Raw genomic sequence first — 23,172 nt, 5'->3', positions numbered from 1 at the left:
GCTTGAAAACACAGAAAAAGGGGCAAAACTTCTTAAGAATTCTTAAGTTTTCGCGATGCTATTCAAGATCGTTTCCTCTTCTTAAACAGTTTTCAATATCATCCTATCTATTCCATGGTAATATTTAGATACATAAACTTATATATGAAGCTGACCTGAGTTAATGGAGAGGAATGAAAAAATGAAGAAACACAGAAAGATATATTTTTGTATTACTGCCCTGCTGCTCATGATTTTGCTTGCTGGATGTACGGGCAGTAAGAATGGAGAAGCACATCAACCTTCAAATCAAGCTTCTGCTGTGCAAACTGACGAAAAACACACTGAGCCTGAAGAGAGAACCAAAATACGCAAGGATGAAGCGGAGCCAATAACAGAATCAGAAGAATCCGCAACAAAAGCTGCAAATGATACCTCTTCAGCAGAGGAGAAAAGCAAAGAAGACAATGTATTGGCAGCATACTCTTCGGAAAAAATTGAATATGCCAGGGTTTGGCTTCAACTGGGACCTAATCAAGAGATAGATGAATTAAACGTTCGACATATTTCGGCTGGCGAGCCAATTAATCCTAATGATGATACAAGTGCCAGCTATCCAGAAGATGTGACCCAGTTGGCAGGTTCTCGTTTAGTGGATGGATCAGTCACTTATCATGGCAATGGGGATGGCACGATTCATGTATATAATGTGCCTTTACGCTGGGATTCCGCTGATGATATAGAAAAAGGCGTCATGAGGGAAGTGACTGAGAGTATCATAAAAAACAGAAAAACAGTGTACGTTGATACAGGCGACGATGAAAAAATCAAACGGCTCATTGATATCATGATGATTCATTAATCAGTATTCGTTTGTCTGCACCTGACTAAAAACAATGGTTAATAAGGTATATTAATACAAAAACAAAGTTTGGAGTGTAGTAACTTGCTAAAAATCTTCCGGTTCTATTAGTTCTCCTAGGCATTCTAAATGTGATGAGCCGTACCATTGAGCTATTTCTAGGTGTTGCATTAATATTTTATAACGCTGTCTAGTGGCATACAATGTTAATCAAAAGAAGCATTTCAGCAGTAAGTGAATGTTGTCCTAAGAAAAAACAAGCATCTTACTATGCTTGTTTTTCTTCTATAGAAAGGATCTTATTACGCTATGATGATATTCCTTTAGCCTGAACCTTGGCGTGCCTAATCCTTTAATCCCTTTCCATCGAGAATTTTTTGCACATATTTTTCGACTCTCGATTCTCGGGTTTTGGATTGTTTGGCTTGAGAAAAATAAAGAGTGTACGCTCTTTGCCGTCCCGGGGTCAAAGCTTCAAAAGCAATTTTCAATGCAGGGATTTCATCGAATTTATTTTGAAGTTCTTCAGGAATGTTCAATTCAATATTTTTGTTAACTTCCACTTTCAAACCGGCTTTTTCAACTTCAATGGCTTCGTGAATATAGGCTTTCAAAATGTTTTCTAGCTCATTTATTTCCTGAACAGTTGTAAACCGAATCTGGCGCGCCGCCTGTACATTCTCCGTTTGTTGAATGAGAATTCCATCGGTATCCTGTAATAGGGCACCTTTGTGAAACAGAAGCGCACAATATTCTTTAAACCCATGTATTAAAACGACATTTTTATTATTGTATGTGTAACAAGGATGCATCCACTTAAAATCTTCAGTCAGCTCACAGTCAAGAATGATGGTTCTCAACTTCTCAAATTCTTCCTTCCACTTTTTCGCTTTACTTAAAAATTCATCAACCTTCGGATTCGTTCTGCTATTTGTCATGAAGGAATTCCCCTCTTTCCAATCTTTTTACATTTACGTGAATTGACAATAATGAAGTCCAGTTTTATTTTTGACATCTCGGTATTTATTTTATTCTTCTATAGGTTCCTTCTCTTATTATTCAATAGATTAAGCTTAAAGTGGGGATGATGCAACAAAAAAAAAGAAGGCCCACAAGCCTTCTCTTTTTGTATAATTATTTCACTGACAATCTGAAAAAATAACAATTCGATGATTATATATCTTTTTTATTCTTGCCAATGCATAAGGTTACGGCAACACTAGCTATACTGACTAAAGTTCCTGCAATAGAAACTAGAATTGTCAAAAAGCCATTGGGAATAAGAAATCCAATTGGAATGAGCCCCAGAAAAGTGAAAACGATAAAACATTGGTATACACCAGATATTATTCTTACAACCAAATTGCCAAAAAAGGACATGACTAATGGAGGGATAAATAAAAATACAACGATTCCAATTGAGATCATCAAGATAAGAGGTTCATCAAATGAGATGACATGATCTCCAGGCGACTCTTTAGCGGCCGCTAAAACAACAAGTATAGACATCATTAGTGTAACAAAAACAAGAGAAAACCTTTTTAACAACGTGATGACTCCTTTACCTAAAGCGAGTAATCCTGCCTTTTTCAAATCCGATAACCATTTTATGTGATTCAATTAAAGAATATGCAGTGAGTGACACAGCTATAAGGAATCCTAGTCAAATCTTTATAATAGATTTAATTGAGCAACTATAGTTAGTTAGAATATTAGACGACGCAATAGACTTTATCTAACAATATAACAAATTAATGTAAATTAAACAATCCTATCCTTTAGCGGCCCCTAAACCATACCACCACTGGAATGAGTAATAAGGACAACATCCCTCCAGTAAATGATAATGCGAGGTAACTTGACCCTGCCACAATCATTCCAGATAATGCTCCGCCAGCAGCTCCTGACAACGCAATCAGAACATCCACTGTCCCCTGCGTTTTAGCTCGTGTGGCACTATCAGTTGAATCTACAATAAGGGCAGTCCCGCTTATCAAACCAAAATTCCACCCTAATCCGAGTAAAGAAAGAGCAATGACGAGAAGAACCATAGAATCTCCCGGAGCAAATGCTGCTATTACACCTGCCAAAAGCAACGTTGTTCCAGAGGAAATAGCCATTGCGGTACGTCCCAACCTATCTACAAGAACACCTGTAACCAGTGAAGGGAGATACATAGCACCTATATGAAAACCAATAACAAGCCCTACTGCCCCCAAGTCATGCCCATGATGTCTCATATGAACCGGTGTCATTGTCATAATAGCTACCATTACTATTTGAGTAAGAACCATAACTGTTGCCCCAACGATTATCCCTTTTTTGTTTTCTGTATGCTCAGTTGCCGCCAAATGTCCTTTATCACCAGGCTCTTCATTTGCCACTTCTATTGTTCTTGCTATAACTAATGGATCTGGACGAAGCATAATGAAAAGGACCCCACCTGCTAACATATATGCTGCTGCGGCTAAAATGAAAGGGCCAGCAAGTGATGGAACACCAATAGAAAGAGCGAAATCCCCCATCACATTCACTAAGCTTGGACCTGCCACTGCGCCAAATGTAGTAAAAACCATCGTAATACTAACAGCAGTCGCTCGCTGCTTATGATTTGCTAAGTCTGTACCAGCATAACGGGCCTGTAAATTTGTGGCTGTTCCTGCACCGTAAATAAGCAACGAAATAAATAACAAGAAAATACTATTTATGATTGCTGCCATAATAACGCCTATTGCTCCAAGTCCGCCAATCATAAAGCCAGCTGAAAGACCTGTTCGACGGCCATAACGTTGAGAAAGTCTTCCAACAATTAATGCAGATCCTGCTGACCCTAAAGTAAATAAAGCAGAAGGCAAACCAGCAAACGCATCAGTGCCAAGCATTTGCTGTGCAATAAGCGCACCGACAGTCACTCCTGCCGCCAGCCCCGCACCGCCAAAAATTTGTGAGATACTCACAACGAATAGTGTACGCTTGTATAACGATTTTTGTTTTTCTGGTGAACTGATGTAGCTTTGTAATGAAGCAGTTTGAACATCTATTGCTTTTACGCTGTCCTTGTCTAACATCATCTGACCTTCCTTTCTAAAAGCCAATTTTGTATAAACCTCCCTCTAGATGTGGATCATCATAACACGCACAAAAAAGCCATACAATGTCTTAATTGTATGGCAAACAATATTAGGTAAGATCGTCTAGCAAACGTCTCAGGATCATTAATCCTTGTTCAAGCTCTTCAAGTGTTTTTGGTGCACAGACAGAAACCCTTACAGCCCTTTCAGGACAACTATTTCCCACTACAAAGCGTTCAGCCGCATACACTTGCACGCCATGTCGAGCAGCCAATTCTTCAAATTCGGCACCAGACATTTTACCCGGTAACAACAACCAGCGAAAAATGCCTGTTTCAACACCTAAACATGTATATCCCGCAACATATCGGTTTACGAGTTGATTTCTGCGAATGGTTTGTTCACGATGACTCTCAATTAAGACTTCAAATTGATTTGATACAATCGTGCGAGCAGTAAGTTCAGCTAATAGCGGGGAAACAGTTATATTTAAATTATAAAGCGCCTTTGATATTGGCTCCTTATATTGTCTCGGCACTGCTACATAAGCCAAACGCAGGCCTGGCGCTAACGATTTTGATAAACTTGCAATATGGATAACCTGTTGCGGTGCGAATGAGGCGAGTGCCGGAAGCGGCTTTTTGCTAAGAAGATGGTACGATGCATCCTCAATAACAAACAGATTATATTTCTTTGCAATGTCTGCAACCATTCTTCGATTCTCAACAGACATAAAGGAAGTCGTCGGATTATGATAATCCGGGATTAAATACAAACCTTTAATATTTTCATTTTTACACGCATATTCAAGTGACTCCGGACTCATTTCATCGTTCTCTGATTTTATCGGTACGATTTGCACACTAAGCAATGATGCAACAGTTTTTAAACCAGGGTACGTATGATGGTCAACTCCGATGCGGTCTCCAGGCTTACAAAGACTCGCCAATGTCGCTGCAATCGCATTTTGGCCTCCATTTGCAAATAAAATGTGTTCAACAGTTGTTTCAAACCCGCCTCTTTGGATGAGCTTTACAGCTGCATCTTTTTGCCAAAGGCTTTCACCTGCCCGGCCATAGCTAAACCATTTTTCATAATCCTCCTCCTGAACCATGTTTTTTAGTTGGTGTAACAAGGGCTCATATGAAGCGTGATCTGGAAGTATTGCTCCCATTTCAATTAAATGTTTCGGCTTTGTATCCTCAAGTAAATACGCATTCGATAACGCATCATACGATACAAATGTGCCGCTCCCTACAGTCGCACTTAACAACCCCTTTAACTCACACACTTTAAATGCTTTTGAAATCGTACTCACATTTAAATCTAAATAATCAGCCAATTCTCGCTGCGGAGGAAGTTTTGTTCCAGGTAATAAAACTCCGTTTAAAATATCCTGTTCCAATTGCCCTGCAAGTGCTTTATAAATAGGCTTTTCAGCTTTATCAATCGATGGCTTCCAGCTCATCGGATAATTTTCAAAAGAATTGATAGGCATGATACGCATCCTTTTTCACTCAATTATATGAATGTGCCGTTTATAAGACAATTATAACTTTCTTTTATTGATGCCTTTTTATGAACAGCATGCTTCAATAAAACCTGTACAAATACAAGTGAATCACTTACTTTATTTCATATAAGTCATCCTGCAAAACTGTGCACAGAATGTCGGATAAATACATTTCACTCCTGTTATTCTTTGGTTAAAGGAGGCCAAATAAATGGATTTGCTTAAAAGTATGAATAGGGCGTTAAAGTATATTGAAGAAAACCTCACTAATGATATTGATTTTCAAGAGGCAGCAAAGCTTGCTTTCTGCTCTGAATATCATTTTAAAAGGATGTTTTCCTTCCTTGCAGGTATTTCATTATCGGAATATATTCGTCGCAGACGTCTTACTCTTGCAGCTTTTGAACTGAAAGACAGCAATGTAAAAGTGATTGATATTGCAATAAAGTACGGTTATAACTCACCTGATTCTTTTGCACGGGCATTCCAAAATTTACATGGCATAAACCCATCAAAAGCCAGACTTAATGGCCATTCCCTTAAAGCTTATCCACGAATGACCTTCCAGCTAACAATTAAAGGAGGAAATGAAATGAACTACCGTATTGAAGAAAAAGAGGCATTTCGCATCGTTGGCATTAAAAAAAGAGTTCCTATTATTTTTAAAGGGATTAATCCGGAGATTGCATCTATGTGGGAAAGTTTAGATGAAAAAGCAATAAATAAACTAAAAGAGCTTTCTAATGTAGCACCATCAGGCCTCATTAGTGCATCCACCAATTTTTCTGAAGGTCGGACAGAGGAAAAAGGAGAGCTCGATCACTATATTGGCGCAGCCACAACGAAACAGTGTCCAGATAATTTCTCACGGCTTGAAGTTCCTGCCTCAACATGGGCTGTATTCGAATCAATCGGGCCATTTCCGGATACACTGCAAGAAGTATGGGGACGCATTTATTCCGAATGGTTTCCATCGTCAAATTACGAACAAATAGAAGGTCCAGAAATATTGTGGAACGAGCATAAGGATGTAACATCACCATCTTTTAAAAGTGAAATTTGGATACCAATTACAAAAAAGTAATACGTTTTTCGATCAGAGAAGAAAAATTGAAGGTTCTTGAAGAAAAAATACCAAGGGCGTCAAAACCCTTGGTATTTTTGATATTGCCGAGAGGGCTCAAACTCCACCAGTGTTTTTCATTGTCGGACCGGTCATGTAAGCAAAAAAAGCCCCTATATATCCCGATTTGCATGATTCCTAATCTTTAATATCGATTTTTCACTCTCCATAGAAGGCTCTTTATGTAAAGCCAATATTAAAGTTATCCCTATAATACAAATAGCACCAATCCATTGAAAAGAACCAAATGGCGCTTTTAACCAAACGACAGTTGTTACAACAGCGGATAGAGGTTCTAAACTGCCTAATAGGCTTGTTTCTTTGGGAGAAAGGCTTTCCAAGCTTTTTATGAAGAACCAGAACGCAATCATTGTTCCAAATAATATCACAAATAAAATATATGCATACGCCTCAGCAGTTAATCGTTGAAAATCCAGTTGCCATGGCGGATGGATAAAACCCAATGCAAAACCGCCAATAATCATAGCCCAACCTACAACGACAAGAGAATCAAATTTATGTAATAAACCAACGGCATACAAAGTATAAAAAGCTGCCGCGAATCCTGATAAAACTCCCCATACTACTGCAGCTGCCGGCACTGAAAGTTGAGACATTGAACCATTTGTTAACAAAAAAAAGCAACCCACTAAAGCAAGTACAACAGTAATGATATCTTGTTTGGCAAGAACCGTTTGTTTTCGCAAAAGCGTGTAGATAATGACGATTACTGGGGATAAATATTGCAATAATGTAGCAACGGCAGCATTCCCATGTTGAATGGATGCCATATATGTGTACTGCACAGCTAGCATTCCCAATAGGCCAAAAATAAGAAGCTGGACAGCCGACGCTTTGTTTTTCCAAACCTCAATAACCTGGGAACGATCCTTTCTGAACAGTTGCAGCATTAAAAGTAACATTCCAGCCGTAAGCAAGCGTGTCGTTACAAGCCAATTGACATCAATTTGATATTCTTGAAAAAGTTTTTTGGCTACTGTGCCTCCAATCCCCCAACATGTCGCCCCTGTGATAACATAGAACAATCCCATTCTTCTATTGGAAGTATTCATACATGACTCCTCACTAATAAATATAATAATAGTGTTATAATAAATGCAAAACATGATAAAAAATACTCAAATTGAATGAAAAAATATAAATATATTGAGGTGTGAAGTCAGAATGAAGAATTTTGTGATCGATCAAAATTTAAAAGAATTAACAGAGCACCGAACGGTAGAATTGCCAGTTGCCTGCTACAAGACAACGATCAATCAAAATATAAATGGCTATATTCCGCTTCATTGGCATGATGAAATCCAATTTGTTTTGATACTAAAAGGGATAGCTCTCTTTCAAATAAATGAAGAAAAAATAGAGGTTCACGAAGGGGATGGATTATTTATCAATAGCGGCTGCCTGCACATGGCCGAAGAAAAGGAAGGCTCGGATTGTACGTATATTTGCTTGAATGTGTCACCCCATTTCGTTTTATCTCAAGAACTGTATTCCAGCTATGTTCAGCCCTATATGTTTTCAACCAATTTGCCCTATTTATTTTTGGATGGAAATCAACAGTGGGCAAAAAATATTCTAGATGCTGTTAAAAAAATAAATCAATTGATTCAACAAAAGACATCGCTCTATGAGATTGACATTACGATGCAATTAACGTTAATGTGGAAAAACCTGGTCGTTAATGGTTTTCAATTAGAGTACGATCAATCTGAAATGATAAAAAGTCATCGAATGAAACAAATGTTAAACTGGATCCATCTCCATTATGCTGAAAAAATCACATTAGAGGACATTGCAAAAGCTGGCCAACTGAGCCGTTCTGAGTGCTGCCGTTATTTTAAACGAATGCTGAATAAGACGCCATTACGTTATGTAATGGATTATAGAATTCAAAAAAGCTTATTATTACTGCAACACCCTGAATCCAATGTGACAGAAGTGTCTTATCAAGTTGGATTTAACAGTACCAGTTATTTCATAAGTAAATTTCAACAAGCGATGAATATGACGCCATTATCATACAAAAAAATGAATTCATAAAGTTTATTCTATTAATAAACGGAGTCCCCTTAAGGTGTTTACGGCTTTATAACCAACATTGTATAATGATAGTCATTCTTAAAAATCGAGGTGATCATAACATGTTTTTAGCTCCACTATTTGAAAATGATGTTCCAGTAGCACTTCTCCGCCCTTAATGGAGTAAAGTGACTACTTCTCTCCGTTAGGGCATTTATTGACCTAATTTTAAATACGGAGGGAACAAAAAAATGAAAAATACCCTGTTAGGTTCTATATATTTAGCTTTAGCCGCTAGTATCTGGGGTGGCATGTATGTTGTGGTTAAGGTTGTTGTCGCAGTGATTCCGCCTTTTGAATTGGTTTGGACCAGGTATGTCATCGCCATCCTTGCGCTTCTTATTGTTGGTTTAATAAGGAAACAATCTTGGAAAATTCATAAGCGCGATCTTTTATTAATTGTGGCCATTGGAATTGTTGGCAACACCATTTCAATTGTTACACAAGAATATGGAACGATGTTGTCTTCAGCACAAATGGGAGCAATTATTACGTCCTCCACACCAGCGTTCATGGTTATTTTTGCTCGTCTATTACTTAAAGAACCATTGACTATCAAAAAAGGAACCTCAATTATTTTAGCGACCATAGGTGTATTCTTTATTGTGGGAAACGGACATATTGATACATCTCATCAGCTTGGCGGTATTTCTCTGCTTGTTGCAGCCCTTACATGGGCACTTATGTCAGTGCTGATCAAACGCGTTCCAAGCAGTTATTCACCAATACTTGTTACAACATATTCAACTTTTGTGGCCATTGTGGCGCTAACTCCTTTTGTAAAACCTAGCACCATTTTTACATCACAACTGCTTGACCCTAAAATTCTAGGTGGTCTTTTGTATTTGGGAATTGTTTCAACCGCTTGTGCTTTTTTATTGTGGAACCGAGGCTTACAGTTATTAAATGCCTCAAGTGGAGGCCTCTTTTTCTTTTTTCAGCCTCTGGTTGGAACCTTACTCGGATGGATTCTGCTTGGAGAACAAATAGGCGGGACATTTTGGATAGGTTCGTTTTTAATTCTGAGCGGTGTTTTATTAGTCATTAAAGAGAAAGAAAAAGAAGTGAATTCATAACAAAAAGAAAAGCAAACTATTTTATATAGTTTGCTTTTCAATTAACCTTGTTCTTTCCCCTTCACTTCTTTATGTTCTGGTCTTCATTTATAATCTCTCCTTTCTTTATTTTTCTTTTCACCTCAATACCCATTTGAAGGTTGTCAATTTCCATGATAATAATGCCAATTTGGTGGCTAAATGTTTATCAACAAACCTTTTTCTGTTCACAAGATAAGTGAAAATGCATCATTAAGTAAGTGGGCCGTTATCCATATCAAATCGGTAAAGAAATTAGAACTTAATCATGTGCTTTTATTATTTTTAGCTGACATTTCACAAATATCGTTCCTTCTTATTTCTACTCAAATCATTTCTGTGATGTCATTGAGCCAATGAAAAACTGATCACACGGATCAATTGACCTTTTCCTTGATTGGAAATCCGACACGTTCCCTATTGTTTTTGCTTGATCTGTTTTTCCAAAAAAGTTATTGACATCAAAAATTCGATCATGTTATTATTAAAATTTTGATATTACACCTCCATATATGGTAATCTTAAGAAGGTTACCATATATGGAGGTGGATGATATGTTTCAAATTGGCGATAACATTGTTTATCCAATGCACGGAGCAGGTATAATTGAAGCCATAGAAGAAAAAGAATTCTTAGAGGAAAAACAACAGTATTATGTCATAAGAATGTCAATCAGTAATATGACCGTTATGATTCCAACGAGTAAAATATTGAGTTCGAATATACGACCAGTTACCGATATACTTGCATTAAAACACATTATGGACATTTTTCAGCATGGAGAATCGGATAGGTTACTGCCATGGAAGCAAAGGTATAAAATAAACACGGACAAAATAAAAACAGGTGAAATACAAGAAGGCGCTGAAGTTGTACGTGATTTAATGCGTATGAAGGAAGAAAAAGCACTTAATGCAAGCGAAAAAAAAATGCTGGATAATGCATATGAATTTTTGATTAGTGAACTGGAAGTAATTAAAGGAATCACTGAAAAACAAATAAAAAGTTTTGGTTAGATACATCCCAAAAGATATTTCGGAATATTATGATGAAAAGCAAATCTTCTCCAACTTATGTTTAGAACATTAACGACCTCTTTTGTTATTCCTACATTCTAATCCATTTTTATTATTTACATTTCTTCTGCGAAGATTGAAGTTTTACCAAAAAACTCAATAAAATAGTCACTTTTTTTAGTATCCTGATTCACACTGGCACGGACAAGGAGCCGTAAGGATGGAAGAGAGGTAGGGCTTTCATTGTTTTAGGTATCTCTAAGTGATTATTTCCAGGAGAAAAAAACAATCGATCTCCTCATTATTTTTAAGAATTTCTTATATCCACTGCCACATTGAATAATAATTGTTTATCTTCTTCTCATAAAAGAGATATGCGAGTTGATAACATTTAGATGAAACCATTTTTATAATTCATCTAATCTTACTTAAATGAACGAACAGGTTAGTGAAAAAAAGAGTCAGTTATCTATATTTGAACAAAAAAATAAATATTTTATATACATTCCGCATATTGTCAATCCAGTATGTTATACTGTAAACAAACCTTTGAAGTTTTAAATCTTTTTCTATTACCTTGTAGCATCTCCCTACTCGAACGTTGAGTAGGGTTTTTTATTGAGTATGATATAGACATAAAAAAACAGGCCCTATATAAAGAGCCTGTTTGTATAAACGATTGAAGATTAAGCTTTTTGAACGTTAGCAGCTTGAGCTCCACGAGCACCTTGCTCAACGTCAAACGATACTTTTTGACCTTCGTCTAAAGATTTGAATCCGTCACTTTGGATTGCAGAAAAGTGTACGAATACATCGTCTCCATTTTCGCGTTCGATAAAGCCAAAACCTTTTTCTGCATTAAACCATTTAACTGTACCTTGTTCCATTTTTGTTGCCTCCTAGTGTGTAACCACACAGTATATACTATCCTTGCCCAAAGTATCATCAAGACGAAAAGTCAATCTTCATACTATCCTTTACACCGAACAAAAATAATTCTTCTTTATTATATCAGGTATCGGAAATAACTGCAAATTAATATTGATGGCATTATTTGTTAAACTTGACCTCAAATCATCTTTCTTTGCTTTATTAGGAAATTCAACTCAATCGCAAAGCCCCCTATTCGGGAAAATCATTTCCAGCAAATTAATCAACAAATGGATTTCCATATTTATCACAAAAATGATAAAAACCATAACGATTCATATACATCATTTTCTCTATGTTCTCAGGAGTATCAAAATCAATCATCTCTAAAATTAAATTAGTAAATTCAATAGGGGCAGTTCCATTAGCAGTAACCAAATTTTTATCTCTTACTGCTTGTTTCTCTACAAAACTGCTAATCGGTTTATATTGTTTGTAATCTTTCCATAAGTAAACAAAATTACCTGTATGGCTATGATTATTCAGCAAACCATTCTTCGCCAAAAAATCCACTGCACCGCATATCGCTGCTATTGGAATGTTTTTTTGAAATGCAGTTTTTACAAAATGTAATAGTTTTTTATTGTCATTACTCCAGGAATCCCCGCCAATCATAACTAGCAAATTAAAATTTGCAGGTTCTAACCCTATTATGTAATCGACAGATGTTTTAAAACCACCTATTGAGCTTACAATAGGGTCTAAAGAAACAGTGTGAACCGACCAATCTTCTCTTTGATTTAATGCAGATGCTAAGTAAACACCTTCCCAATCTGCATACTGGTCTAATATAAGAAATAACGCCTTTTTCACAACTATATACCGCCTTAGATTATAAGTTTTTTATTATCCAACCTTTTCGATTTGTTACGAAGAAAAAATACTCTATCTTCCGTACCTGCCCTTCCCCAACAATTTGGGGTCAGGTGAGTGCGATAAAGAGGAGTGTTCATCACATCCCTGTAATCTTTGAGTAACGTTTCCTCTTGCAACATTCATACGATAATATTTCATCAGAAAGCATTAAATCTCCTGTTCATGAAAATAATCAACGACTTCAATTGATTATATAAGCTGTAATCTCCAATTTGTTTCATTTTTCAAGGAATAATAAAGAAGGATACTACATAAGTAACATCCTTCTTTCCCAACTTTATGACTTTTAATTTGCTTGCTGTGCTTGTTTTACTGATTCTTTGCTAAAAAGTCCAACAATATTCCACAACACAATTACAGAAGCTATTATTAAACGAGTAGTACTGACTTCTTGGTTAGTAAATAATTTATAACCATATATTGATCCCAATGCTACTATACAAAAAACATTGAACCATTTACTCCAACGCAATTAAAAAACTCCTTTTTAATTAATTACATCTCCATACAATCTGTATACATTTATTATAGTACCAGTATTTTATTGAAAATATATAAAATTTTTCAATATCTAATCTTAAACCTTTCTTAACTGATCCTACAAATCATTACTTTCACACTTGTTACGTTGGCAAAATAAAAAGAAGACTACACGTTGTAACACCCTTTTTTATGCTTTGACTTCCATATAAACTTTTGAGCTTGGCATCAACCGTCCGGCTAATATCTTATTATTTAGAATGTGTAGCGATACATAGAAAAACTAAATTAGCAAGAAAAAAACATGTTATATCAAAATTGAACCAAGTTTTTTCCAAGATTCCTCAGACGAGGGATTTTACTTCTGTATAACAAAAAATCACTTTGTCCTTTATAAAGACAAAGTGATTTTAAAATTAGCTATTAGGTAAATCTACTTTTGCAGGAGTACTTGTCCAAGGTTTGCCCATTTTCTTTTTATGAGCTTTATCTTCAAAAAATTGAACTGTAGCATACTGATACCAACTATCAGTCATTGCTCCTTTTTCGTATAAATCATATTTATAATACGCATCAGGGATTTGTTCTTTTGCCCAATAAGAGAATAAAATAGTGGCAGCCTTACTCCCCCATCCCAAGCCAGGGACAATACCGACTAATGACATTGTAACTGATAACGCATTTTTAGCTGCTTTTGTATGCCCAGATAAAGTCCCCACATAATGGTATCCCTTTTTAGGTTTTGCAGCCTGTGTTGTGAATTCATTTGATTTCAAATTATTGTTTTCATAATTTGTTCTTTTAGCAACATTTTCATCATACTCAAAGTTTAAACCTTTTTGTTCTATGCCATCGACTTTTACAGTATGATTATTTCCGTTCATCTGAACTTTGTGAGTTTCATTTCCACTCACATACTCAATTTCAACTAATTTCCCGTTCGATGAAATCTTTTCACTTTTCATTTTGTAATGTAGAGCTAGTTCTTCGTAAGAAGGGGTTGTCTTAGAGTCCTCCTTTGCAGAAGCGTAACCTGCAGGTAAAAGTGAGCCTAAAGTCAATGATGCAGCCATAACACAAGTAATAACTCTTTTCTTTCTCAATTGAAATCCTCCTTGTGTTACACCTTAAGAATCTGAATTACTAAATACTTGCTTAATTTTATAAGCAATAACAGCGAGGTATAAAATTGCAACAAACACTAAAACTCCAGTGCCATAATCAGTTTTTGCAACTAGAAAAAGACTTAACACACCGAAAATAATGTACATAACAATATCAAAGATATTTTTCTTGTTGTTCATATAAACTCCCCCGTTTAGCAATTGATTCCAGGTGCATATTTGATTGCAGCCCCAGTGTATTAAACACTTACAATTTTGTCCAATTGAAACTCTCTGGCAATATTACTTTAATCATATCGCAAAATAATTTTTTGAATTATTTTCAGCACACCTACTCTAACATGATTCTTTTTTGATTTACATAAAAAATCGAAAAATTGAGTCATTTTTCCTTGGAGAATAAGTGTGTAAATCTTAAAAAGGACTATTCATTCATTTTGAAAATTAGAGATACATACGCTAATCATTTTATTTTCATTAAAATCCTTTTCGTGTTTGTTGATAATATGGAGAGGTGATGAAAATGTTCAAAAAAAGAAATCTGACTCCTGTTCTATGTAGGATACCGTTTTTTGAATTATTTGGTTTGGGGATACAGGGGAATATGAAATATAATAAGTGGTTTTAAATAACTGGTGAGTATTGGTTAGCATACGATCTTCCATAGTCGTTTTTCTGCATAAAAAAATAACACCAAAGATGGTAAACCCTTGGTATTATTGGGGTGCGGCCGAGCGAACTTGAACTTTACGGGTTATTCCCCCCACTGGGCCCTCAACATTGTAAATCCATATCATTGATTATGAAAGCTTGTTTTCATTACACTTTCTAACTCCACTTTACATCATTTCTATAAGGTTGTATGAATTATGGTTAATAATTGGCGGCAAAAAACCCCCATACTTTCCCACATCTCCAAATCTCATTATAAAATGATTTCATATTCGTTCCCTCTCCTAAAACAATTAAAACTACAGAGACACTATCTTTCTCGGTAATTGAATTCACAAAAAATCTTTTTTATATCGAACTGCTAGATAGATTGCTGAAGCGAAGAATGCAATAGAATACTTAAATAAGAAGAAAACTTGCCACATATATTCTTTTGGGAAAAGCAAGTCGCAAAAAATTAGTGCACATAACGTACAGAGACTACCTTTTAAAGCGATTTGGTTTGTTCTTTCGTCAGTCTTACCCATTTTTTTAGTAAATACGAATGTCAGAATCAATCCGACTACAAGCAATACAAACCCACTGCCAATAAGAATATTCCAATTTCCCGGAGAATGTTCAGCCCAGGACTTTAAAGGGGAAAAAATTGCGTTGGTGATCGTATCTGTGATCGAATTCATTTTCATTTTTGATCATTTCCTTTCTCATAAGTAAAAATCTCGTTTACATCCACTTTGAAAAATTCGGCAATTCGAAAAGCTAACAGCAGAGTCGGAACATAATTTCCTTTCTCCATTACAAAGATGGTTTGTTTGGAAACCCCGACTTTCTTTGCTAATTCTTGCTGAGACAATCTGGCAAGTACACGATATTCATAAACCTTATTTGAGATCGAATCACCAAAATCTTTCTTCATGACCATCACCTCTTGAACCAAATTATAAACTCACCTTATAAAAAAGTAAAGTAAACTTATATAAAAATATAAAATACTTTTATGTTTATTAAGATTACTTTGATTTAATCATGAACCAGAATGCAGAAAGAACCTGACGAAATTCATGATTCCGTCAGGTTCGATCTAGTGTAATTTATATTTTTAAAAGAACACGGTTTTGATGGCGCATACAGAATAATGATTCTTGGTTATGACTCTGAGGCGCTGAAGTTGTAGAGCAAACAAAAGAATACAGAATCACTGATTATGTAAGAATATTTTCATTACACTTTCTAACTTCTCTTTACGTTAATAATTGGTGAGCAAAAAAACACCCTTACTTCATATTTCTCCCACTCTCATTATGTTCAAATAATCTAAGATTCGTTCCCTACCCCTTAAACTTCATATCTATTCCATGGTAATATTTAGATATAAACTTACTGTAAGGATTGGACAATGAAGGTATTTGAAGCTAAGTCTTTGTTATCTGAAGCTGAAAACCGCGCAAAAGATTATAAAGAATTGAAAAATCAAATGATTAAGCTAAGAAAAGCATTTAAGGCTGTTGCCGATCTTGATGACAGTGAGTTCTCTGGCAAGGGAGCAAACAATATTAAAGCTTTTTATCACGATCATGTGGGTGTCACTGATCAATGGATTGATTTAATTGAAATGAAGATCGCTTTCCTTACTAGTATCTCCGGTGTTTTAGAAGATGCCAGCTTATCTGACGCATATATCGAGGAATCCTTCTTAGAACATGAACTAACAAACGCATATAAAAAATCAAAATCAATTATGTCTGAGCAGAAGAAAGCAATGAAAGATATTCTGAATGATATCGATGACATTCTTACACTTGATTTATTTTCAACAGAGACTTTTAAAGATGAACTCTCTTCTGCCGAAAACAAACGGAAAAAGACTGTTGATAAAATAGGCGATGTGGATGAAAACTTAAAAACTGAATATGCGATAACTGAACCTAACGAACAATTCATTAAAGCAGACTTTCAAAAGTTACAGGAATCAACAGGTAAGGGCAAGAATGCTACACCCCTTCACTATAATGCCAAGGCATATCGTGAGAGCGATATACATAAGAAAAAAGGCGATATCGAAAAGCAATCTGAAGCATATTTAAAGATCAAAAAAGAGGAAGCTAACAAATGTGAGATAAAAGATTTGAAAAAGCAGCTTGTAAAGGTAACAGATCCAGACGAGTATTTAAAAATTGCGAAGAAAATAGGATACGAGAATTTGGAACCTGAGCAGCAAGTTTATTTCCGCCAACTCGAAGAACTCCAACAAAAAGCTGAAATTGGAAAAGGTATTGCAATGGGAATGTATGAAGCAGGTAAAGATACAGTGATGGGTCTCTATCAACTTGCAAGACACCCGATTGAATCGCTTTCTGGAACTGTGAACGCAGCCTTACATCCAATCGATACTTATAAGATCATAGCAAAAGACATAGAAGACACATTTCAACGTGAAATGATTAATGGAGATAGCCACAGCAGAGCAAAATGGGTTTCCTATGTCGGCAGTACTGTTGTTCTTGCAATAGTTGGTCCGAAAGGTATTGATAAAGTATCCAAAGTTGCAAAAGCCGGTTCAAAAGTTGCTGCACTTAAGACACTTGAAGTTTCAAAAACAGGAATAAAAAAAGGTATTGAATACGTTAAAATACCAAGTGTTTTTGAACAACAGTACGCAATGGCTGGTGGTTCAGGGACTTTTCCTTTTAACGTGCTTGATGGAGAGAATTATAAAAACTCTGCACTTGAAATATTTAAGAACTCGTCTACTGTACAAGGATTAAAGAAAGCTAAACCGCATGAAGTTGTAAACGAATTAAAAACTTTCCAAAGCAGAAAATACACTTTTGGAGGACAATCATTCCTCATTGATAAGCGAGGAATGAAGCATTTTTTAGAGCGCCATCATCCTAATTTATGGGATGGTTCAATTAAGTCTCAACAATCTTTTCTCAATAAAGAGATGACTGTTAACGATGTTGCAGATGCGATAGAATCAATTATGAAACAAAACCGTGAAGAGTTAACGAAAAAAGGAACTAAATTTAGTTATCAAATTAGAGGATCATATGAGGGTCAACAATATGTTGTAGGCTTTCAAAAAGGAAGAGTAGGACAATTCTATCCGGAAAAATAGGAGAGGTAAAATGTTTTATATTGAATCATTAATTCTTAGGCCAAATAAGAAGATAAACGATCTTTCAATCTTAAAAAATAATATTGACGATTACTTTGTTCCACTTAGCAATATAGAGGGACTAAAGAACATAAAACCACAGTTAGACTCTTACTATTTATCTGGGGCGATTATTTTAAAATATGGTGAACAAGATTTGCTTGATGTCACTATGTGGGACTTGGTTGACCAATTGTGGGCTTATTTTTTAAATCTAATTGAAGAAGCTATTGAAACAGGAAAAAGCGAAACTTATTTTCCAGATCAACCCCTTCTATTGAAAATGAAATCAATATCGAACGATATGTTGTTATTTGAAATTGACCAAAAACAAAAAGTATTACTACCGAAACTTGATTTTTTTGAATCACTCTTAAAGAATGCGAAAAGTTTCTTTGAAACTATGAATTTTGTTTTAGAAGGTAACTGTGATTATGAGTATGAACTTAATAAGATCGATGAATTGCAAACCAAAATTAAATGTATGTGAGGCTAAATGTGAATTACTCTAGAGTAAAAAAATTCTTTGATGAGAATAAAAAATATTCAATTCTTACTGGAGGTGTCATAGATAAACAAATAGATACCAAGAAGTTGTAACTCGTCCTCAAAAATTATTTCTTAGAGATAAGAGTTTTCATTACTTATTTTCAATTTTTAACATTGAACTTCCGAGAGGAGAAATCAAATGAATCCTTTATTGTTAGATGTGCCTTTACAATTGGAAACAGAAAGACTAATCCTTCGGGCACCACACCAAACAGGAGACGGGAAAATTGTAAACCAAGCAATTAGGGATTCCTTTAATGAATTAAAAGCGTGGTTGCCATTTGCTCAAAAACTTCCCACTGTTGAAGAAACAGAGATAAATTTAAGACTTGCCCATATAAATTTTCTAAAAAGAAAAAGTTTTCGTTTTCTTATTTTTAATAAAGATACCAAGGGCTTTATTGGAATAACTAGCCTTCAGGGGATTGACTGGGACATACCTAAATGTGAAATTGGATACTGGGGAAATACCACATTTAGCGGGAATGGGTATATGGTAGAAGCAGTAAAGAAATTAGCTGACTTTGGGTTAAACAATATCAAATTTAGAAGAATTGAAATAAGGTGTGAATCGACAAACCTTAAAAGTCGTGCTATTCCAGAAAAACTTGGTTTTGTATTCGAAGGCACTTTAAGAAATGATGATTTATCCGCAGATGGAAGCAAGCTGACCGACACTTGTTTTTATTCCATAATAAAGTAACATTGTACCCTTAAAATAACGGAGGCGTTATTAAAACAAAAAAGGGCATAACATATTTTGTATGCTAATATACAATGCCCTTTTTATTATTAAACTATATACTTTTGCGGACAAATCAGACCACCTACTTAAAGTAAGTGGTCAGTTTTAGTCACAAAATACGTTCTGTTCAAAAGACACAAAAAATACCAAGGTACTCTAACCCTTGGTATCATTGATGCGGCCGAGAGGACTTGAACCTCCACGGGTTATTCACCCACTAGGCCCTCAACCTAGCGCGTCTGCCATTCCGCCACGACCGCGTGATCATTAAATTGTGTTGTGCTGGTTTAGTAGGCTCTTAACCTAGTAAAACAGATTTGCGTGCACTTTGTAAATAAAGTGCGGGTGAAGGGACTCGAACCCCCACGTCGTAAGACACTAGATCCTAAGTCTAGCGCGTCTGCCAATTCCGCCACACCCGCAAAAAGACAAATGGTGAGCCATGAAGGACTCGAACCTTCGACCCTCTGATTAAAAGTCAGATGCTCTACCAACTGAGCTAATGGCTCTTACTATTAGATTTCAAAAATAAAAATGGCTGGGCTAGCTGGATTCGAACCAACGCATGACGGAGTCAAAGTCCGTTGCCTTACCGCTTGGCTATAGCCCAACGAAATGGAATGACCCGTACGGGATTCGAACCCGTGTTACCGCCGTGAAAGGGCGGTGTCTTAACCGCTTGACCAACGGGCCGATGGTTGAGAACTTATATCGAAATCTTATGGCGGAGAAGGAGGGATTTGAACCCTCGCGCCGCTTACGCGACCTACACCCTTAGCAGGGGCGCCTCTTCAGCCACTTGAGTACTTCTCCAATATGGCTCCACAGGCAGGATTCGAACCTGCGACCGATCGGTTAACAGCCGATAGCTCTACCACTGAGCTACTGTGGAATAATGAGACAAGACTTATTATATCAGCCTTGATTTGCAGTGTCAAGAGGTAAATGTTTTTATTTATCTCTCGTGACGACTTTTATAATGTAACATAGGCTTGCCATATTCGTCAACCTTTTTCACGAAAAAATTCTTTTTATTTTTCCGCGGCATTTTCCGCATCTGTATCTGTCAGGGTTCATGGCGCGCTTCTTTATATACTGTTGGCCGCAGGTCGTACAGATATACATATAAGTTTTTTTGTTTTCCGCTTTTTTCTTAAGGGGTGTACAGAACCTCGGCGCGTTGACCTGCTGCAATAGCATTCTAAAATCTCTGTCTCTGTGCTTGTACCCTTTTCCTTCAAGATGAAGATGATAATGGCAGAGCTCGTGCTTGATGATGCCAATCAGTTCCTCCCTGCCGTGTTCAATCAAATATTTTCTGTTCAATTCAATGTTATGGGAGGTTAACAGGTACCTGCCGCCAGTGGTTTTAAGCCGGTCATTAAAAAGCGCCTGATGGCGGAACGGCTTTTTAAAATATGTTTCAGAAATATCCTCTGTCAGCTTTTGAAGCTCTTTGTTATCCATGGTGCACCTCACTTAAAAAACATTGAACGGGACAATTCACCGTTCGCATACAATATGGTAATCACTGTCCCTCTTATGATAAAAGCTGAGGAGGAATGAGCCTATGCCAAATTGGCTTAAAAAGCAGATGCAAAAAGCGTTCCTTGAAAAAGATAATTACCAAATTAAACTGCTGAATCAATGCTGGTATTTCTATAGGAAAAAACACTGCTCGTAAGCAGTGCTTTTATTTTACCATAGACAGCGATACTCTGCCTTTTTGTACATCTACGCCGTCAACCCAAACTGTCACAATATCGCCGACAGATACGACATCAAGAGGATGCTTGACGAATTGATTGCTCAATTTTGAGATATGCACAAGCCCGTCTTGTTTGACTCCGATATCAACAAACGCTCCGAAGTCCACTACATTGCGCACGGTGCCCTGCAGTTCCATTCCCTCTTTCAAATCTTCCAGCTGAAGGACGTCTGTTTTCAGCAAAGGCTTAGGCACCTTATCGCGTGGATCGCGTTCCGGCCTTGTCAGCTGTTCACAAATGTCTTTCAGAGTGATTTCGCCGATTCCCAGCTCTTTTGCCGTTTCAGAGAGCGCCAGCTGATTGATTTTGTCCTTCAATTCCGCCGTGCCGATATGTTCTGTTGAAAGTCCGAGTTTTTTCAAAAGTGCTTTTGTTTCTTTATAGCTTTCCGGGTGGATGCCTGTTCTATCCAAAGGCTCTGTCCCTTCCTGCACTCTTAAGAAACCGATACATTGCTCATAGGTTTTCGCACCTAACCTTGGGATGTCCTTCAGTTCTTTTCGATTTGAAAACTTTCCGATTTCCTCACGTTTTTTGACAACGTTGCCTGCTACAGACTTCGATAATCCAGCTACATATTGAAGCAGCGCGGCGGAGGCTGTGTTGACGTTTACTCCAACCTGGTTTACGACAGTTTCGACGACAAACCGCAGAGATTCATTTAAGCGTTTTTGGCTGACGTCATGCTGATACTGTCCGACACCAACAGACTTCGGATCGATCTTAACGAGCTCCGCGAGCGGGTCTTGAAGTCTCCGAGCAATAGATACGGCACTGCGCTCTTCAACCTTAAGGTCAGGGAATTCTTCTCTGGCAAGCTCTGAAGCCGAATAGACGCTTGCTCCCGCTTCATTGACGATCACATAATAAATTTTGCGCGGCATGTCTCTGAGTACATTGACGATGAATTGCTCTGTTTCTCTGGATGCTGTGCCGTTTCCGATCGCCACCATCTCGACTTGATACTGCTCAAGAATCTTTTTCACTTTTTCATGGGCTTCTTTTGTTTTGTTGACTGGCGCATGCGGATAGATCACATCAATTTTCAAGACTTTTCCGGTCTCATCTGACACAGCGAGCTTACAGCCAGTTCGAAAGGCTGGGTCAACACCGAGAACGGTTTTGCCTTTCATCGGCGGCTGCAAAAGAAGCTTTCTCAAGTTCTCTGAGAAAATATGAATCGCCTGTTCATCAGCTTTTTCTGAGAGCTCTTTCCTGATTTCACGCTCGATTGCCGGCTGGATCAGCCTTTTATAGCTGTCTTCAATTGTCTCCTGCAAAATCTCTCTTACGGATGTTGAGCGATTTTTGATGATTTGTTTTTCTAAATACGCCTTAATGTGATCCGCAGGCGGTTCGATCGCTACCTTTAAAATGTCTTCTTTTTCGCCGCGGTTCATTGCCAGCACCCTATGCGGAACAACTTTTGCAATTGGCTCTTCATACTCGTAATACATTTCATACACATTTTTCTCATCGGTGTCTGCCGACTTTCCGGCTGCAGACTTAATGGTTCCTCTTTTGAAGGTTTCCTGGCGAATCCACTTTCTGAAGGTCGGCTCGTCTGAGATTTGTTCCGCAATAATGTGCTTGGCGCCTTCAATCGCTTCTTCTCGTGTGAACACTTCTTTTTCTTCGCTGATGTATTGGTCTGCAGTTGCTGCCAGATGATCATCTTGGGGAAGTGTCAGGATATAGTCGGCAAGCGGCTCAAGGCCTTTGCTTTTGGCGACTGTCGCCTTTGTTTTACGTTTTTGTTTATAAGGGCGGTAAAGGTCTTCCACTTCCTGAAGCTTCACCGATTGCTCGATTTTACGTTTTAGATTATCTGTCAGTTTATCCTGCTCTGCAATCAGCCTGATGACTTCTTCTTTTCGCTGATTCAGGTTTTGTATGTATTGCCAGCGTTCAGAAATCGTCTGAATCTGAACCTCATCCATTGAACCCGTCTGCTCTTTTCGATACCGGGCAATAAACGGGACTGTATTGCCGTCCTCAAGCAGGCGGATGACACTTTCAACATGTTTTTGTGATAAACCTATTTCTTTCGCAATTTGCTGTTTTAAAAGGGCTGACGTTTCCATGTAACCAAAGCCTCCAATTTTGTCGTTC

23 protein-coding genes and 7 tRNA genes are annotated in these 23,172 nt (G+C 37.1%); 9 read left to right on the top strand and 21 right to left on the bottom strand.

Features of this window, described 5'->3' with window-relative positions; all coding sequences use genetic code 11:
* The first annotated feature begins 181 nt into the window (after positions 1-181).
* The gene (locus bslm_RS02750; protein ID WP_033881077.1) at positions 182-841 is read left to right on the top strand and encodes a hypothetical protein; all 660 of its coding nucleotides are present in this window, start codon (positions 182-184) and stop codon (positions 839-841) included.
* A gap of 344 nt (positions 842-1,185) precedes the next feature.
* On the opposite strand, the gene bslm_RS02745 is transcribed toward bslm_RS02750, so the two are convergent.
* From bslm_RS02745 to bslm_RS02730, 4 genes are all read right to left on the bottom strand, one after another.
* A complete protein-coding gene (locus bslm_RS02745) occupies positions 1,186-1,779 on the bottom strand; it encodes a YdeI/OmpD-associated family protein (protein WP_014478948.1) in 594 nt (197 codons plus the stop codon).
* 235 nt (positions 1,780-2,014) lie between these two features.
* Positions 2,015-2,389, bottom strand: a complete 375-nt coding sequence (locus bslm_RS02740; protein ID WP_014478947.1) for a hypothetical protein — start codon at positions 2,387-2,389, stop codon at positions 2,015-2,017.
* Positions 2,390-2,619: 230 nt separating this feature from the next.
* Positions 2,620-3,912, bottom strand: a complete 1,293-nt coding sequence (locus bslm_RS02735) for an MFS transporter (RefSeq protein WP_032722960.1) — start codon at positions 3,910-3,912, stop codon at positions 2,620-2,622.
* Between the two features lie 109 nt (positions 3,913-4,021).
* Positions 4,022-5,410: an aminotransferase-like domain-containing protein gene (locus tag bslm_RS02730; RefSeq protein WP_032722935.1), complete on the bottom strand. Its 1,389-nt coding sequence runs from the start codon at positions 5,408-5,410 to the stop codon at positions 4,022-4,024.
* Between the two features lie 226 nt (positions 5,411-5,636).
* On the opposite strand from bslm_RS02730, the gene bslm_RS02725 reads away from it, so the two are divergent.
* On the top strand, positions 5,637-6,509 hold the full coding sequence (locus bslm_RS02725) for an AraC family transcriptional regulator (protein WP_046160082.1): 873 nt from the start codon (positions 5,637-5,639) through the stop codon (positions 6,507-6,509).
* Positions 6,510-6,661: 152 nt separating this feature from the next.
* Here the strand turns inward: bslm_RS02725 and bslm_RS02720 are convergent, their stop codons facing one another.
* The gene (locus bslm_RS02720) at positions 6,662-7,621 is read right to left on the bottom strand and encodes a DMT family transporter (protein WP_046380797.1); all 960 of its coding nucleotides are present in this window, start codon (positions 7,619-7,621) and stop codon (positions 6,662-6,664) included.
* A gap of 112 nt (positions 7,622-7,733) precedes the next feature.
* On the opposite strand from bslm_RS02720, the gene bslm_RS02715 reads away from it, so the two are divergent.
* The 3 genes from bslm_RS02715 (at position 7,734) to bslm_RS02700 (ending at position 10,758) form a co-directional block, all read left to right on the top strand.
* Positions 7,734-8,609 carry an AraC family transcriptional regulator gene (locus tag bslm_RS02715; RefSeq protein WP_046380796.1) on the top strand — a complete coding sequence of 292 codons (876 nt, stop codon included), beginning with the start codon at positions 7,734-7,736 and terminating at the stop codon, positions 8,607-8,609.
* A gap of 230 nt (positions 8,610-8,839) precedes the next feature.
* Positions 8,840-9,724 carry a DMT family transporter gene (locus bslm_RS02710; protein ID WP_038428392.1) on the top strand — a complete coding sequence of 295 codons (885 nt, stop codon included), beginning with the start codon at positions 8,840-8,842 and terminating at the stop codon, positions 9,722-9,724.
* A gap of 572 nt (positions 9,725-10,296) precedes the next feature.
* A complete protein-coding gene (locus bslm_RS02700; RefSeq protein ID WP_080480997.1) occupies positions 10,297-10,758 on the top strand; it encodes a CarD family transcriptional regulator in 462 nt (153 codons plus the stop codon).
* 686 nt (positions 10,759-11,444) lie between these two features.
* Here the strand turns inward: bslm_RS02700 and cspC are convergent.
* From cspC to bslm_RS02665, 7 genes are all read right to left on the bottom strand, one after another.
* Positions 11,445-11,645 (bottom strand): cold shock protein CspC, encoded by a 201-nt coding sequence (cspC, locus tag bslm_RS02695; protein ID WP_003234247.1) that lies wholly within the window; start codon positions 11,643-11,645, stop codon positions 11,445-11,447.
* Between the two features lie 262 nt (positions 11,646-11,907).
* A complete protein-coding gene (locus tag bslm_RS02690) occupies positions 11,908-12,501 on the bottom strand; it encodes a type 1 glutamine amidotransferase family protein (RefSeq protein ID WP_003234249.1) in 594 nt (197 codons plus the stop codon).
* 349 nt (positions 12,502-12,850) lie between these two features.
* Positions 12,851-13,036, bottom strand: coding sequence for a hypothetical protein (locus tag bslm_RS02685; protein WP_009966647.1), 186 nt, complete (start codon positions 13,034-13,036; stop codon positions 12,851-12,853).
* Between the two features lie 424 nt (positions 13,037-13,460).
* On the bottom strand, positions 13,461-14,147 hold the full coding sequence (locus bslm_RS02680) for a hypothetical protein (protein ID WP_004399401.1): 687 nt from the start codon (positions 14,145-14,147) through the stop codon (positions 13,461-13,463).
* Positions 14,148-14,171: 24 nt separating this feature from the next.
* Positions 14,172-14,348, bottom strand: coding sequence for a hypothetical protein (locus bslm_RS20360; protein WP_009966645.1), 177 nt, complete (start codon positions 14,346-14,348; stop codon positions 14,172-14,174).
* An 824-nt stretch (positions 14,349-15,172) separates the two neighbouring features.
* Complete coding sequence (locus bslm_RS21605) at positions 15,173-15,526, bottom strand: hypothetical protein (protein WP_029317379.1); 354 nt, start codon at positions 15,524-15,526, stop codon at positions 15,173-15,175.
* On the bottom strand, positions 15,523-15,756 hold the full coding sequence (locus tag bslm_RS02665; RefSeq protein WP_029316771.1) for a helix-turn-helix transcriptional regulator: 234 nt from the start codon (positions 15,754-15,756) through the stop codon (positions 15,523-15,525). The genes bslm_RS21605 and bslm_RS02665 overlap by 4 nt, the downstream gene beginning before the upstream one ends.
* A gap of 480 nt (positions 15,757-16,236) precedes the next feature.
* Here bslm_RS02665 and bslm_RS02660 point away from each other — a divergent pair, with 480 nt between their 5' ends.
* From bslm_RS02660 to bslm_RS02650, 3 genes are all read left to right on the top strand, one after another.
* Positions 16,237-17,958: a ribonuclease YeeF family protein gene (locus bslm_RS02660; RefSeq protein WP_046380793.1), complete on the top strand. Its 1,722-nt coding sequence runs from the start codon at positions 16,237-16,239 to the stop codon at positions 17,956-17,958.
* Between the two features lie 10 nt (positions 17,959-17,968).
* Entirely contained in the window at positions 17,969-18,487 is a 519-nt protein-coding gene (locus bslm_RS02655; RefSeq protein ID WP_014478933.1) for a hypothetical protein, read from the top strand.
* 198 nt (positions 18,488-18,685) lie between these two features.
* Entirely contained in the window at positions 18,686-19,249 is a 564-nt protein-coding gene (locus tag bslm_RS02650) for a GNAT family N-acetyltransferase (RefSeq protein ID WP_015252759.1), read from the top strand.
* Positions 19,250-19,467: 218 nt separating this feature from the next.
* On the opposite strand, the gene bslm_RS02645 is transcribed toward bslm_RS02650, so the two are convergent.
* The 8 genes from bslm_RS02645 to bslm_RS02610 all read right to left on the bottom strand — a co-directional run bounded on the left by bslm_RS02645 (position 19,468) and on the right by bslm_RS02610 (position 20,758).
* Positions 19,468-19,551, bottom strand: a tRNA-Leu gene (locus bslm_RS02645).
* Positions 19,552-19,631: 80 nt separating this feature from the next.
* A tRNA-Leu gene (locus bslm_RS02640) sits at positions 19,632-19,713 on the bottom strand.
* 11 nt (positions 19,714-19,724) lie between these two features.
* Positions 19,725-19,800: transfer RNA gene (locus bslm_RS02635), tRNA-Lys, on the bottom strand.
* A gap of 26 nt (positions 19,801-19,826) precedes the next feature.
* Positions 19,827-19,901: transfer RNA gene (locus bslm_RS02630), tRNA-Gln, on the bottom strand.
* Positions 19,902-19,912: 11 nt separating this feature from the next.
* Positions 19,913-19,984, bottom strand: a tRNA-Glu gene (locus bslm_RS02625).
* 29 nt (positions 19,985-20,013) lie between these two features.
* A tRNA-Ser gene (locus tag bslm_RS02620) sits at positions 20,014-20,104 on the bottom strand.
* Between the two features lie 4 nt (positions 20,105-20,108).
* Positions 20,109-20,183: transfer RNA gene (locus tag bslm_RS02615), tRNA-Asn, on the bottom strand.
* Between the two features lie 122 nt (positions 20,184-20,305).
* The gene (locus tag bslm_RS02610; protein WP_003246525.1) at positions 20,306-20,758 is read right to left on the bottom strand and encodes a SprT family protein; all 453 of its coding nucleotides are present in this window, start codon (positions 20,756-20,758) and stop codon (positions 20,306-20,308) included.
* 103 nt (positions 20,759-20,861) lie between these two features.
* On the opposite strand from bslm_RS02610, the gene cmpA reads away from it, so the two are divergent.
* Positions 20,862-20,975, top strand: coding sequence for a cortex morphogenetic protein CmpA (gene cmpA / locus bslm_RS21235; protein ID WP_003225207.1), 114 nt, complete (start codon positions 20,862-20,864; stop codon positions 20,973-20,975).
* Positions 20,976-20,984: 9 nt separating this feature from the next.
* Here cmpA and bslm_RS02605 read toward each other — a convergent pair whose 3' ends face one another.
* Positions 20,985-23,144 carry a Tex family protein gene (locus bslm_RS02605; RefSeq protein ID WP_003246556.1) on the bottom strand — a complete coding sequence of 720 codons (2,160 nt, stop codon included), beginning with the start codon at positions 23,142-23,144 and terminating at the stop codon, positions 20,985-20,987.
* Positions 23,145-23,172: the final 28 nt, after the last annotated feature.

The organism is Bacillus sp. LM 4-2 (genome assembly GCF_000978495.1).
GTDB classification, from domain to species: Bacteria; Bacillota; Bacilli; order Bacillales; family Bacillaceae; genus Bacillus; species Bacillus subtilis.
This window is presented reverse-complemented; position numbering and strand designations above follow the sequence as displayed.

Bases quoted from the DNA above. Each gene is read 5' to 3' on its own strand.
- bslm_RS02750 (WP_033881077.1), top strand. From the start codon at position 182: ATGAAGAAACACAGAAAGATATATTTTTGTATTACTGCCCTGCTGCTC.
- bslm_RS02745 (WP_014478948.1), bottom strand. From the start codon at position 1,779: ATGACAAATAGCAGAACGAATCCGAAGGTTGATGAATTTTTAAGTAAA.
- bslm_RS02735 (WP_032722960.1), bottom strand. From the start codon at position 3,912: ATGATGTTAGACAAGGACAGCGTAAAAGCAATAGATGTTCAAACTGCT.
- bslm_RS02730 (WP_032722935.1), bottom strand. From the start codon at position 5,410: ATGCCTATCAATTCTTTTGAAAATTATCCGATGAGCTGGAAGCCATCG.
- bslm_RS02725 (WP_046160082.1), top strand. From the start codon at position 5,637: ATGGATTTGCTTAAAAGTATGAATAGGGCGTTAAAGTATATTGAAGAA.
- bslm_RS02720 (WP_046380797.1), bottom strand. From the start codon at position 7,621: ATGAATACTTCCAATAGAAGAATGGGATTGTTCTATGTTATCACAGGG.
- bslm_RS02715 (WP_046380796.1), top strand. From the start codon at position 7,734: ATGAAGAATTTTGTGATCGATCAAAATTTAAAAGAATTAACAGAGCAC.
- bslm_RS02710 (WP_038428392.1), top strand. From the start codon at position 8,840: ATGAAAAATACCCTGTTAGGTTCTATATATTTAGCTTTAGCCGCTAGT.
- bslm_RS02700 (WP_080480997.1), top strand. From the start codon at position 10,297: ATGTTTCAAATTGGCGATAACATTGTTTATCCAATGCACGGAGCAGGT.
- cspC (WP_003234247.1), bottom strand. From the start codon at position 11,645: ATGGAACAAGGTACAGTTAAATGGTTTAATGCAGAAAAAGGTTTTGGC.
- bslm_RS20360 (WP_009966645.1), bottom strand. From the start codon at position 14,348: ATGAACAACAAGAAAAATATCTTTGATATTGTTATGTACATTATTTTC.
- bslm_RS21605 (WP_029317379.1), bottom strand. From the start codon at position 15,526: ATGAAAATGAATTCGATCACAGATACGATCACCAACGCAATTTTTTCC.
- bslm_RS02665 (WP_029316771.1), bottom strand. From the start codon at position 15,756: ATGAAGAAAGATTTTGGTGATTCGATCTCAAATAAGGTTTATGAATAT.
- bslm_RS02660 (WP_046380793.1), top strand. From the start codon at position 16,237: ATGAAGGTATTTGAAGCTAAGTCTTTGTTATCTGAAGCTGAAAACCGC.
- bslm_RS02655 (WP_014478933.1), top strand. From the start codon at position 17,969: ATGTTTTATATTGAATCATTAATTCTTAGGCCAAATAAGAAGATAAAC.
- bslm_RS02650 (WP_015252759.1), top strand. From the start codon at position 18,686: ATGAATCCTTTATTGTTAGATGTGCCTTTACAATTGGAAACAGAAAGA.
- bslm_RS02610 (WP_003246525.1), bottom strand. From the start codon at position 20,758: ATGGATAACAAAGAGCTTCAAAAGCTGACAGAGGATATTTCTGAAACA.
- cmpA (WP_003225207.1), top strand. From the start codon at position 20,862: ATGCCAAATTGGCTTAAAAAGCAGATGCAAAAAGCGTTCCTTGAAAAA.
- bslm_RS02605 (WP_003246556.1), bottom strand. From the start codon at position 23,144: ATGGAAACGTCAGCCCTTTTAAAACAGCAAATTGCGAAAGAAATAGGT.